The sequence below is a fragment of the Acinetobacter sp. BEC1-S18-ESBL-01 genome, from assembly GCF_014169935.1.
Lineage (GTDB): Bacteria > Pseudomonadota > Gammaproteobacteria > Pseudomonadales > Moraxellaceae > Acinetobacter > Acinetobacter pittii.
Genome location: NZ_AP022302.1, coordinates 1,203,605 through 1,217,483, shown reverse-complemented (window position 1 = coordinate 1,217,483; position 13,879 = coordinate 1,203,605). Strand labels below are relative to the sequence as shown.

Annotated in this window: 9 protein-coding genes; 8 read left to right on the top strand and 1 reads right to left on the bottom strand. The window is 38.7% G+C overall.

The features are described from left to right. Positions 1-269: 269 nt before the first annotated feature. Both H7R46_RS05625 and H7R46_RS05620 read left to right on the top strand, forming a co-directional pair. Entirely contained in the window at positions 270-2,732 is a 2,463-nt protein-coding gene (locus H7R46_RS05625; protein WP_005068191.1) for an acyl-CoA dehydrogenase, read from the top strand. Positions 2,733-2,838: 106 nt separating this feature from the next. After that, positions 2,839-3,222, top strand: coding sequence for a carboxymuconolactone decarboxylase family protein (locus tag H7R46_RS05620; RefSeq protein WP_000043120.1), 384 nt, complete (start codon positions 2,839-2,841; stop codon positions 3,220-3,222). A gap of 37 nt (positions 3,223-3,259) precedes the next feature. Here H7R46_RS05620 and H7R46_RS05615 read toward each other — a convergent pair whose 3' ends face one another. Continuing rightward, on the bottom strand, positions 3,260-3,796 hold the full coding sequence (locus tag H7R46_RS05615) for a cysteine peptidase family C39 domain-containing protein (RefSeq protein WP_005068190.1): 537 nt from the start codon (positions 3,794-3,796) through the stop codon (positions 3,260-3,262). Between the two features lie 221 nt (positions 3,797-4,017). Here H7R46_RS05615 and ahcY point away from each other — a divergent pair, with 221 nt between their 5' ends. The 6 genes from ahcY (at position 4,018) to H7R46_RS05585 (ending at position 13,873) form a co-directional block, all read left to right on the top strand. Continuing rightward, positions 4,018-5,400 carry an adenosylhomocysteinase gene (gene ahcY, locus H7R46_RS05610; protein WP_005068188.1) on the top strand — a complete coding sequence of 461 codons (1,383 nt, stop codon included), beginning with the start codon at positions 4,018-4,020 and terminating at the stop codon, positions 5,398-5,400. A gap of 70 nt (positions 5,401-5,470) precedes the next feature. Beyond that, a complete protein-coding gene (gene metF, locus H7R46_RS05605) occupies positions 5,471-6,307 on the top strand; it encodes a methylenetetrahydrofolate reductase [NAD(P)H] (RefSeq protein WP_002118150.1) in 837 nt (278 codons plus the stop codon). An 18-nt stretch (positions 6,308-6,325) separates the two neighbouring features. Beyond that, complete coding sequence (locus H7R46_RS05600; RefSeq protein WP_002118152.1) at positions 6,326-7,048, top strand: 16S rRNA (uracil(1498)-N(3))-methyltransferase; 723 nt, start codon at positions 6,326-6,328, stop codon at positions 7,046-7,048. A 135-nt stretch (positions 7,049-7,183) separates the two neighbouring features. Continuing rightward, a complete protein-coding gene (locus tag H7R46_RS05595; protein ID WP_005068184.1) occupies positions 7,184-10,036 on the top strand; it encodes a putative bifunctional diguanylate cyclase/phosphodiesterase in 2,853 nt (950 codons plus the stop codon). Positions 10,037-10,272: 236 nt separating this feature from the next. Then, entirely contained in the window at positions 10,273-12,543 is a 2,271-nt protein-coding gene (locus H7R46_RS05590) for an NADP-dependent malic enzyme (RefSeq protein WP_002118176.1), read from the top strand. 91 nt (positions 12,544-12,634) lie between these two features. Continuing rightward, entirely contained in the window at positions 12,635-13,873 is a 1,239-nt protein-coding gene (locus tag H7R46_RS05585; protein WP_005068181.1) for a multifunctional CCA addition/repair protein, read from the top strand. The last annotated feature ends 6 nt before the right edge of the window (positions 13,874-13,879 follow it).

The following is a 13,879-nucleotide window of genomic DNA, read 5'->3' as shown; positions in this document are numbered from 1 at the left end:
TCTATAAAAGCCCTCTACGTTAGAGGGCTTTTTATTTGTATAAGAAAATCAATAACATTTCTTGACAAATCGATAAAACAACCCATTATACTTTCACTTAAAAATATCTTATACCTAAAAGTACGATATATCCCTGCTCTAGCATATACATCAATTGCGACATAAAAAATTAAATTTAAACAGCATTAAAAATTAGCTAGTTAAGCCTTAAATCTCTCCTCGCTTTTTTGTAACTTCTAACTTGAGGGCTTATCTAGCAAGGAGCAAGTATGATTTTCCTACTCTTTGTTTTAAGCGTTGTCATTCAGCTTTTTGCAATATGGGCAATTTTCTTTTTTAATCTAAACAGAACCATTGGTAGTGTTATTACGATTGCTGTAGCCATACTTACTGCACTCATACTAACGCCATGGGCTCTCCTTTTAGGTATTCCCCTTATTGTCCTTAGTATCATTATTTTATTTGCACCATTACGCTTTAATCTAATTACTCAACCTGCATATAAAACATTAGCAAACTCAATGCCGAGCATCAGTACGACTGAACAAGAGGCTTTAGAGGCAGGTACCAGTTGGTGGGAAAAAGAATTATTTATGGGGGCACCCGATTGGTCACAATTTGAAAAATATCCCTACCCAACGCTGTCAGCAGAAGAACAAAGTTTTATCGACAATGAAGTTGAGCTCCTTTGTAACATGCTAGATGAATGGGAAATTCATCATCACTTAAAAGATCTACCACCAGAAGTTTGGCAATTTATTAAAGATAAGGGTTTTTTAGGACTCATTATTCCAAAATCCTTTGGCGGCAAAGAATTTAGCTCATTTGCCCAAAGTCGTATTATGAGCAAAATTGCTTCCCGCTCACTCACCACAGCTGTGAGTTGTATGGTTCCAAACTCGTTAGGACCGGGTGAGCTACTCATGCACTACGGTACAGATGCACAAAAACAGCAGTATTTACCGGGCCTTGCTAAAGGTGAAGAAATCCCATGCTTTGGTTTAACCAGTCCAGAAGCAGGTTCAGATGCAGGCGCGATTCCAGATTCGGGTGTTGTTTGCTACGGTGAATATGAAGGTACTCAAGTTCTTGGGCTGCGCATGAATTTCTCTAAACGCTGGATTACGCTTGCGCCAATTGCCACCGTTGTTGGTCTAGCCTTTAAACTTTATGACCCAGAAGGCCTATTGGGAGATAAAAACAAAACAGAATACGGTATTACTTGTGCCTTAATTCCTGCAAGTCATGCGGGTGTAAAAATAGGAGCACGCCATTATCCTGGTTCACCATTTATGAATGGAACAGTAGAAGGAGAAGATGTTTTTATTCCTATTGACTGGATTATTGGTGGTCAAGAAAATGCCGGTAAAGGTTGGCGAATGCTCATGGAATGTTTAGGCGTGGGCCGTGGTATTTCCCTTCCAGCTCTAGCAACAGCCGCAGGTGAAATGAGCTATTTAACCGTTGGTGCTTTTGCGAAAATTCGCCAGCAATTTAATATTTCTGTCGGTAAATTTGAAGGCGTACAAGAAGCAACCAGCGAAATCGCCAGCGATGCCTATATGCTTGAAGCATTCCGTTATTTAGTGACATGTGGCCTAAACCAAGGTGGAACACCTGCCGTGATGACTGCTATGGCAAAATATTATGCAACTGAAACGATGCGTAAAGTTATCAATCACGGAATGGATATTGCTGGCGGACGTGCAATTCAACTTGGGCCACGTAATTTCCTTGCCCTTACCTATCAGGCAATTCCAATTGCTATTACGGTAGAAGGCGCAAATATTTTGACCCGTTCATTGATGATTTTTGGTCAAGGTTCAATGCGTTGTCATCCTTATCTATTTGAAGAGTTACAACTCCTTCAATCTGAAGATAAGAATAATTCAGTCAAAAAATTTGATGATTTGTTATTTAAACATTTAGCCTATACCTTTAACCGTGGTGCAAGATCATTTGCTTATGGTTGGACAGGTGGCTCAAGCGATACGCCTCAGTCAGCAGATCAATTCACTGCAAGTTACTATAAAACGATTAATCGTTTTAGTGCCAACTTTGCACTTGTTTCGGATATGTCACTTGGTTTACTTGCAGGAGATCTAAAACGCAAAGAAATGTTATCAGGCCGCTTGGCAGATATTCACGCGCACCTGTTTATTTCTACTGCGATTTTAAAATTTTATGAAGCTGGACAAAAAACTGAAGCTGAACAACTTCACGCTAAATTAGCGCTACAAAAAGCTTTCTTGAATATTCAGGAAGCATTTTGGGGATTATTTGAAAACTTCCCAGCTAAACTTCCAGCAGCATTTGTAAAATGGATCTGTTTCCCTTTTGGTCGTGTCATTTCAAAGCCAGATGATGAGTTAAAACAACAAGTCGCTGAACTTATGATGCAAGAGCACCCTTTCAGAGAACAGCTTAAACATCACGTATTTTATTCAACCAAAGCCGATGATGTAACTGGTCGTTTAGAGCATGCTTTCCAAATTCTGCGAACGCTTGAACCGCTTTGGGATAAGTTTAAAAAAGCTGAATCTAAAGGCAAGTTTACGGGTCTTACTTTTGAAGAAAATATTGCACAAGCGATAAAAGAAGGCTTTATTTCTGAAAGCGAAGCTCAACAATTATTGCAATACAACGCAATTCGATTCGACAGCATGCTTACCGATGTTTTTGATGAAGATTTAAATAAAGATCTTCCTTTGTCGAACCCTCATCAAATTTAGTGACCGATGCCTCCACTAATTCACTATTGCAATCACACTTGATTCGCATTAATTAATAAACAGCCATAAAAGCGTCAATCGACGCTTTTATTTTTAGGAGAAATTAATGTCTAAGCAAGATTACGAAAATGGATTAAAAGTTCGCACAGAAGTGATGGGAGAAGCTTTTGTAAAGCGTGCCCAAGAAAATACCGTACCCTTTACCCAGCCTTTACAAGACTGGATTAATGAGCATGCATGGGGATCGACTTGGCAACGTGAAGGTGTGCTACCTCGTAAATATCGTTCATTAATTACTTTGGCAATGCTCACGGCACTTAAATCACCAACCGAACTCAAAGGCCATGTTCGTGGTGCACTAAACAATGGTTGTACAGTTGAAGAGATTCAAGAAACTTTATTGCACAGCCTGCCATATTGCGGCGCCCCTGCTACACAAGAAGCTTTTCGTGCTGCTTTAGAAGTAATTCAAGAATATCAACAAAAATAACTTCAATATGAGCCAGCACACTACTGGCTCTTTTTATCTAATTCAATTTGGATGAATGCATCTGAAACTTACAATCATCAATCACAATAGCCTGACGGCAAATCCCCTCTACTTGACGCTGCTTTTCAAAAACTGCCGCTGACATCGGTTCAAAACTATCAAAAAAGCAGATTTCATTTTGATCTATAGAATAAATGAGCGACTGATTTCCAACACCTGCTAAAGTATCGTAATAGACAATCACCATTTTTCCATTTTCAATTGCAGCTCGAATATCTTGATAGCTTAGTGCTGGTCCAGTTGGAATTTTTAATACCTTTGCTTCTTTATAGCTCATTCGTTCGCTTTGGCTAATGCTAGGATCCTCATCTGAATGAAATGACACCTCAAATCCTAGTTTCTTTAAAGCGACAGCTAAGGCAATAGTATAGGTGCCTCCTTCATCGTGTCGGCAAACATTAATCAGCTCAACCACATCAATTTGTACTCCATGATGCTGAAGCAACATCCAAACTGCAAAAACGCCACAGTTTGACTCTAGGCTTGCCAACGACTCGGGAATATTTAATGCCATAATTAGAATCTAAAGTGATAATTACGCAGATAATAAACAAAACTGGATTGGCACTAAAAGCTTTTCCAAGTACAATGTTTCGCTAGTCGAGGGATGCTGCGACAATTGATCGGCACTAAAGATCAATTTGCCAGGCTCGACGATCGGTTAAACACTCGTTTTAACCAACAACGGCATCCGCGAACAGAATGATCAATACTATTTTTTCCTAGGAGATCCTGATGAACGCGGTTAATGCTTCATTTACAGATTACAAAGTTGCTGACATCTCTCTTGCTGATTACGGTCGTAAAGAAATCAAACTTGCTGAAGCAGAAATGCCAGCTTTGATCGGCTTACGTAAACGCTATGCAGCTTCTAAACCACTTGCTGGCGCAAAAATTCTTGGTTGTATTCATATGACCATTCAAACAGCTGTTCTTATTGAAACGCTTGTTGAATTAGGTGCTGAAGTACGCTGGACATCATGTAACATTTTCTCAACTCAAGACCACGCTGCTGCTGCAATTGCTGCACGCGGTATTCCAGTGTTTGCTTGGAAAGGTGAAACTGAAGAAGAATATGTATGGTGTTTAGAGCAACAGATCAATGTAAATGGTCAACCTTGGGATGCCAACATGATCTTGGACGATGGCGGTGATTTAACTGCTCTTGTTCATGAAAAATATCCTGCGCTTTTAGAACGTATTCACGGTATTACCGAAGAAACTACAACAGGTGTTCAACGTCTTATCGAAATGTGGAAAGACGGTTCTTTGAAAGTTCCTGCAATTAACGTAAATGACTCGGTTACTAAATCTAAAAACGACAACAAATATGGTTGCCGTCACTCATTAAATGACGCAATCAAACGTGCAACTGACATGCTTTTGTCTGGCCGTCGCGCACTTGTAGTGGGTTATGGTGACGTAGGTAAAGGTTCTGCTCAATCTTTACGTCAAGAAGGCATGATCGTTCGTGTAACTGAAGTTGACCCCATTTGTGCAATGCAAGCATGTATGGACGGCTATGAAGTTGTATCTCCATACAAAAACGGCGTACAAACAGGCAAAAAAGAAGATATTAACCACGACTTACTTGGAAATACTGACCTTGTTGTAACCACTACTGGTAACTACCACGTGTGCGATGCAGCAATGTTAGACAGCTTAAAAGCTGGTGCAGTTGTATGTAACATCGGTCACTTCGACACGGAAATCGACACGGCTTATTTACGTGGTTACAAGTGGGTTGAAGTTAAGCCACAAGTTCACCAAGTTTATCGTTCAGAAGATGAAAATAACTATCTTATCCTTCTTTCTGAAGGTCGCCTTGTAAACCTAGGTAATGCAACTGGTCACCCATCACGTGTAATGGATGGCTCTTTTGCTAACCAAGTTTTAGGTCAAATTCACTTATTCCAAGAGAAATTTGCTGACCTTCCTGCAAGTGAAAAAGCTGAAAAAATTCGTGTAGAAGTTCTTCCTAAGAAACTTGACGAAGAAGTTGCTGCTGCAATGGTTGCAGGTTTCGGTGGTGTACTTACTCAGTTAACTCAAGAGCAAGCTGATTATTTAGGCGTAGCTGTTGAGGGGCCATTCAAGTCTGACGCTTACAAATACTAAGAACTTAAGGGCAGACGGTGAACCGACTGCCCTTTTTTCTAAAATGTTTCGCTGTTTACAAGGATTTGACATGACTAAACGTACACCTATTTCTTTTGAGTTTTTTCCACCAAAAACTGATGCTGGTGCTGAAAAACTTCGTATTGTTCACCAAGAATTACAACTTCTGAACCCTGAGTTTTTCTCAATTACTTATGGGGCTGGTGGTTCTACTCGCGAACGTACTCTTGCTGCTATTGATGATTTCAATGGTAAAGGTACACCAGTTGCACCTCACCTTTCTTGTATTGGTGATGATAAAGCTCGTATTGCCGAGTTACTGGATTTATATAAAGCTCAAGGCATTAACCGTATTGTTGCTTTACGCGGTGACTTACCTTCTGGTCAGGTTGGACTTGGGGAACTTCCGTACGCACAGGATTTAGTACGTTTTATTCGTGAGCACTCAGGTGAGCATTTTCATATTGAAGTTGCAGCTTATCCAGAAATGCATCCTCAAGCTGAAAACCTTGATTCAGATATTCAACGTTTTATTGAAAAAGTACAAGCTGGTGCCAATGCAGGAATTACTCAATTCTTCTTTAATCCAGATTCCTACTTTTATTTTATAGAGCGTTTAGAGCAAGCTGGAATTAACATTCCGGTGGCTCCAGGAATCATGCCAATTACCAACGCAAGTAACTTAATTCGCTTTGCAGACGGTACGGGTGCTGAAATTCCTCGCTGGATCCGTAAGCAATTACAAGCCTATGGTGATGACAGTGAAAGTATTAAAGCTTTCGGTCATGAAGTTGTTGTTAAGTTGTGTGAACGCCTTATTGCAGGTGGTGCGCCAAGCTTACACTTCTATTCAATGAATCAAATCGAACCAACTCGTCAACTTGTTGTTGATCTTGGTTTAAATTAATTTTGTAAGGCGTACCCAATGAACCGTTTTTTTATCGAAACTGAACTTACAGTTGGCTCAACAATTCAACTGACAGAATCAGTATTCCATCATTGGGTGCGTGTTTTACGTGCACAACTACAAGAACAAGCGACTCTATTTAATGGACAAGGTGGGGAATATCTCGCGACTTTGACAGAAATTAATAAAAAAAATGCGTTTGTCACAATTGAGAATTTTAACCCTGCAAACCGTGATGCCCCTTTTAAAGCTGTTTTAGGTCAAGTCATGAGTAAAGGCGATCGAATGGATTATGCCATTCAGAAAGCCACTGAATTAGGTGTAAGCCAGATTCAATTGCTAACTAGTGAGCGTTGTGAAATGCGCTTAAAATACGATCGAGATCAAAAAAAATTAGATCACTGGCAAGCTGTTGCAATTGCAGCATGTGAACAATGTGGCCTCAATTTGGTTCCAGAAGTATTAGCGCCTATTTCTCTTCATGAATGGTTAAGTTCTTCTGAGCTTCCTCAATCTAAATTTGTTTTAGCACCAGAAAAAGAACAAAAAGATGTATTGGCGGGAATACAACCTGAACTTGCCTTATTGATTGGCCCAGAAGGTGGACTAAGTGAAAATGAAATTACCCAAGCCAATCAAGCTGGATTTATGAACTGGTGCATTGGTGACCGAGTTTTGCGTACAGAAACTGCCCCTGTTGTTGCCTTGTCTATTTTAAATTATCGATTTTTATCCACCTAAGTTCTCTGCACATTGATTAAATCATTATTTAAAGTTAACTTACTTTTATTGTATGAATAAAATTTCAAATTCTTTTTCACTGATAAATCAGATTCTTTCTGTATATATGTAAAAAAAATAGGATAGAAAAATCTTATGTCTGGGCTTCAGGAAGAATATCTACAGCATCAAACAAAAATTGAACAGCTGAAACTTTCAACTCAATATATCCGCTGGTATTTAATTAGCCTGATATTACTGTGCCTCATTTCATATGGTATTTTTTCTTACTATTTTTCATCTACAATAACAATATTTAGCTGGTCTATTGGTCTTACCGTCGTTGCTCTTGTCAGCTTATTATTTATTCCAAATATTTTGACTCACTATCGTACGATTGATTTTACAAAAAAAGCTGATCGTGTCTTACAAAGTATTTGTTTATTCTCAGGAATTTTAATTGGAATAAATGTCACAATTATTCATTTTTATCTACCTCCTGAATTAATTGCACTACCAGATGCTCATATTTTAATTGCTTTATTTATTACTTCGGCTCATATCATTGGCCTTACTTTTTTAACCCAACAACCCCGATATTTTTATCTCTTATTTATTCCTAGCACCTTCCCTCTACTAATTGCTCAATTCACACATAATCCAATTACTCAGCTACCTTTTTATTTCGCCTATAACCTCACCTTTGTCGCAACTGTGCTTTGTGCATATGCAACTCAACGCAATTACAAAAAGATCTCTCAATTATTATTAAAAAATAAACAGCTTGTTCAAATTTCAGACCAGCATACCCAATGGGCTGAAGAATTATGTGTACAACTCCAACAAGAAGTGAATAAGTCCAAAGATATTGAAGCCCAGCTTCAATTTAATAATCATTTACTTGAGCAAAAAGTACGTGAACGTACCTATGACCTCACCAAAATGAATGAGCAACTCGAAAGCCATCACTATAATTTAGCTTTTGCACATGAAACTGCGGGTATTCGACCTTGGGATTGGGATATTGAAAGTCAAAGATTGGAAATTACATTTTTCGATCAACAAAAACAAACTCAAACCGCCGTTATTCATCTCAATACTATATTAGATCGTATACACCCAAGCGATAAAAAACTTTTTGACGAACGTTTAAAACAACATTTGGAAGGCGTTACAGATCATTTTAATATCACCTTTCGAATTTTACGTCGAGATGGTTCTTGGAGATGGATTCATGATGTAGGCCGTGTCATCACTAGAGATCCAAAGACACAAAAAGCGCTTCGTATGGTGGGAATGACCCGCGATATACATCAAGAGAAAAAGGACCAAGAACATCTAAGACTATCTGCAATTGTGCTCGAGCAAGCTGCGGAAGGAATATTTATTTTAGATGAGCACCTAAACTATATTGATAGTAATCCCTACTACGAAAAATTAACCGGATTTTCTAAGTCAGAACTTCTGAATAAAGAACTATTTAGCATTACAATTAATCAAAAAGAATTGCAACAACAGTTTCATACATCAATAACGCAACAACTTCTGGAGACAGGAGAATATATGGGCCAGTTTGATGAAAAGTTTAGTTCTGGCAAAAGCGTATATTTATGGTTGCATATCAATGTGGTCAAAGATGAATTCAATCAAATTACCAATTATATTGGATTTGCACGTGACCTCACTGAGCAAAAGCGCCAAGAGCAACATCTATCTTACTTAAAAAACTACGATAGCCTCACCCACCTGCCTAATCGCCTTTACTACTACAATCAATTACATCAATATCTTGTAAACCCTTCATATAACATTAAAAATTTAGCATTAATACGGGTAAATATTGACCGCTTCCGAGCTTTCAATGAATTTTTAAATAATGATAGTGGTGATGAATTACTTAAACAGTTCGCACAAAGATTACGCTTAATCAATATCAATGCGATTTTAGTCGCCTATTTAAATAGTGATGATTTCGCAATCATTTATGAGATTTCGCCAATTCATCCAAATGTTGAGCAATATTGCCAAAATATTTTACAAGCACTGAATGCACCTTTTTACATTGATAATCACGAATATTTTATTACCGCATCTATCGGTGTTGCATGTTTTCCTGAACATGGCAGACAAATTGATCATCTCAACAATCATGCAGAGCAAGCTCTTTCCGAGGCAAAACGTTTAGGTGGTAATACAATTTGCTATTACTGCAATAAAACAAATCACTCATATAAAACTGCCGATTTAGAGCAAGAATTACGTAAAGCCATTCAAAATGATGAATTTGTCATTTATTACCAGCCCAAAATTAATCTACACGATCAATCAATTATTGGTTTTGAAGCACTCATTCGTTGGCAGCATCCTGAAAAAGGATTAATCCTGCCAAATATGTTTATACCTTTTGCTGAGCGTAGTAGCCTAATCTCAGATATTGGGAAAGTTGTTTTAGATAAGGTTGGAAAGCAACTCCAAGAGTGGAAAAATGCTGGTTATATCAATATTCAAGTCTCTGTAAATATTGTCGCTCAACAAATACATCGAGGCTTATTACTCAACGACTTAGATGAGGTTTTGCAAAAATATAATATTCAAGGTTCAGATCTCGAACTTGAAATTACAGAGTCAGCCCTTTTAGACAATACTGCCAATGTAAAAACACTATTACACGCGATAAAACAACGAGATATCTCAATTGCTTTAGATGATTTTGGTACGGGTTATTCCTCTTTAGCCTATTTGACAGAGTACCCAATTGATGTATTAAAAATTGATCGTGCTTTTATTTCTAAAATTGGTGACCACAAACAAGAAGCAATTGTAAATGCAATGATCGCGATGGGTAAAAGTATGGGACTTAAACTAGTTGCTGAAGGTGTAGAAACAAAACAACAAGTCACCTATCTACAAAAACAGCAATGTGATTTTTTACAAGGCTATTTCTTTAGTCGCCCTATTCCTGCAGAGCAGATTATTCCTTATCTACAAACAAATCCGCATATTTCTTAATTGTTCCAATCATCTACTTTACCTATGCTGCTTTTTCCAAAAATGAGCGTTTTTGACTGTGAGAAATAAAGAAGTAGTGTTATATTCTTTAGCATTTAGCTCACCACGGGGCTATTGGCAATTCGTCTACTATTCTCTTAATTGGTAAAAATTAAAGCGTAGTTAAAGAAGTGAGTTGCCTCTCCCTAAATGAGCAATTTGACTAGTTTGCTTTTTTGTATCAAATAGAGACTCAGATGGACGATCAATCTTTAAAACAGGCCGCTTTAAATTACCATGAATATCCAAACCCAGGGAAAATCAGCGTCACCCCAAGTAAGCAACTTGTCAACCAACGAGATTTGGCTCTAGCCTACTCACCAGGAGTTGCTGCGCCATGTTTAGAGATTGAACGTGATCCATCTGCTGCTGCTAAATATACAGCTCGCGGAAACTTGGTTGCCGTAGTCAGTAACGGTACAGCTGTTCTTGGTTTAGGTAATATTGGACCATTAGCGTCTAAACCTGTAATGGAAGGTAAAGGCGTACTCTTCAAGAAGTTTGCTGGTGTTGACGTATTTGACATCGAAATTGCAGAAAACGATCCAGATAAAATTGTAGATATTGTTGCCTCTCTTGAACCAACTTTCGGTGGTATCAACCTCGAAGATATTAAAGCGCCAGAATGTTTCTATATTGAAAAGAAACTTCGTGAACGCATGAAAATTCCTGTATTCCATGACGATCAACACGGTACAAGTATCATTGTAGGTTCAGCTTTGCTCAATGCCTTGCAACTTGTAAATAAGAAAATTGATGAAATCAAAATTGTAGCTTCAGGCGCAGGTGCTGCTGCCCTTTCTTGTTTAGACTTGCTTTGTGCTTTAGGCGTAAATAAAGAAAATATCATTGTTGCCGATTCTCGCGGTCTACTCACTACTTCACGTGAAGGCTTGGATGAATCGAAAAAACGTTATGTTCAAGACATTAAAGCGACTCAGTTACATGAAGTAATGGCTGGTGCTGATATGTTCTTGGGTCTTTCTGCTGCTGGTATTCTCACCAAAGAAATGGTGAAACAGATGGCTGAGAACCCTATTATTTTTGCTTTGGCAAACCCAGATCCAGAAATTTTACCTGAACATGCACATGAAGTACGTCCTGATGTAATCATGGCAACTGGTCGTTCTGACTATCCAAACCAAGTAAACAACGCATTATGTTTCCCTTACATTTTCCGTGGTGCGCTTGACGTTGGTGCAACAACGATTAATGAAGACATGAAAATTGCATGTGTACATGCAATTGCACGTATGGCACACGTAGAAGCAGATGCAGCAACTTATGGCGAAAAATCTGCTTCATTTGGCCGTGACTACTTAATTCCACGTCCACTTGACCAACGCTTAATTTTAGAAATTGCCCCTGCTGTTGCTAAAGCTGCAATGGATTCAGGTGTTGCAACTCGTCCGATCGAAGATTTCTCTGCATACCGTCAAAAATTATCTGAGTTCGTTTATAACTCTGCATTCTTGATGAAACCGATTTTTGCTCAAGCAAAAACTGATCCTAAACGCATCGCATATGCTGAAGGTGAAGATGAGCGCGTATTACGTGCAGTGCAAATCGCAGTTGATGAAGATTTAGCTAAACCAATTTTAGTAGGTCGTACTGCTGTTATTGAAGCTAATATCAAAAAATTAGGCTTACGTTTACAACATGGCGTAAACATTGAGATTGTAGATCAAGAACAAAACCCGATGTATGAAGAGTTTTGGAAAGACTACTATCAAACAATGCAACGCAAAGGCATTACTGTTGAATATGCTCAACGTGAAGCTCGTCGCCGTTCAACTTTAATTGCATCTTTACTGGTTAAATTTGGTAAAGCAGACGGTATGTTATGTGGTACTTACAGTAGCTATAACATTCACCTTGATTTTGTACGCAATGTGATTGGCCTTAAAGAAGGCATGAATAACTTCTTCACATTAAATGCATTAATGCTTGAAGATCGTAATTTATTTATTGCAGATACCTACGTAAACACCAACCCGACTGCTGAACAACTTGCTGAAATGACTATTTTAGCAGCTGAAGAAGTACGTCGTTTTGGTATTACTCCACGTGTAGCCCTACTTTCTCATTCAAGTTTTGGTAGTGACCAGACTGATTCAAGTGCTCAAAAAATGCGTGAAGTTTATCGTATTTTATCTGAGCAAGCCCCTGAGCTTGAAGTTGAAGGTGAAATGCACGGTGATGCAGCATTAGACGAAAACATTCGTCAATTTGCATTCCCTGGTTCACGTTTCAAAGGTTCTGCAAACTTGCTTATTATGCCAAACCTAGATGCAGCAAATATTTCATTTAACTTGTTGAAAGCGACTTCTGGTAACAACGTTACTATTGGTCCAATTTTACTTGGTGCAGCAAAACCTGTTCATATTTTAACACCGACAGCAACAACTCGTCGTCTTATCAATATGACTGCTTTAACTGTTGCTGAAATCCAACAACAAGAAAAATAATTTAGAAACTGCTTTTTACGAAAAGCATCTCTAATGACTTGAGAAAACCTCTATTCTGTAGCATGATTGCTTGAAGAATAGAGGTTTTTTCATGCAAGTGTATTTAGTAGGCGGTGCCGTCCGTGATTTTTTACTTGGGCATCCCTATCAAGAAAAAGATTATGTTGTTGTCGGTGCAACGCCGGAACACATGCTCGCCCAAGGTTTTCAACCTGTAGGCAAAGATTTTCCTGTGTTTCTTCATCCCGAAACGAAAGAAGAATATGCACTTGCACGTACTGAAAGAAAATCTGGTAAAGGCTACCACGGCTTTCAATTTTTTACCGATACCACAGTAAGTTTAGAAGAGGATTTAATCCGCCGTGATTTAACCATCAATGCCATAGCAATGGATCAAGATGGCAAATTATACGATCCATATGGCGGTCAAACAGATTTAGAAAATAAAACTTTGCGTCATGTTTCAGAAGCTTTTGCTGAAGATCCTTTACGTGTTTTACGTATTGCACGCTTTGCGGCTCGCTATTCTTCATATGGTTTTCAGATTGCGCCAGAGACAATGCAGCTTATGCAAACCATGGCCGAATCAGGTGAGCTTGATGCCTTAACACCAGAACGTGTATGGAAAGAGACTTCTCGCGCACTTTTAGAAGATCATGCGGATGTTTATTTTCAGACATTGCGTGACTGTGGGGCGTTGAAACATCTTTTCCCTGAAATTGACGCATTATTTGGTGTACCACAGCGCCCTGAATATCACCCTGAAGTGGACTGCGGCATACATACCTTAATGTCGTTACAGCAAGCTTGTAAATCAAACTATTCACTTGATGTTCGATTTGCTGTTTTAGTACATGATTTGGGTAAAGCCTTGACTCCAGCTAACGAACTCCCTCGTCACATCATGCACGAAGAACGTGGAGTGAAACCTGTTACCGAATTATGTGAACGTTTAAAAGTTCCAACTCAAACTCGACAGTTGGCATTATCAGTGTGTAAAGAACATCTAAAATGTCATCAGATTATGTCGTTAAAACCGGGAACAGTATGGCGTCTATTACAGCGTCTAGACGTACTACGTCGCCCTGAGAGAGTGGAAGCTTTTGTACAAGCATGTGAATGTGATGCTAAAGGAAGACTCGGTTTAGAAGATCGTCCCTACCCCCAAGCTCAGTACATGTTGGATGCGATGCAAATCGTTCGCTCTATTAAAGTTCAGGATTTACCTGAAAACATTAAAGGTGCTGAGATTGGTGAAATGCTCATTCAGTACCGTATTGATGCTTTAACTGAGTTCAAACATCAGCATCAAGCCCTCTCTCATACTTAATTAACA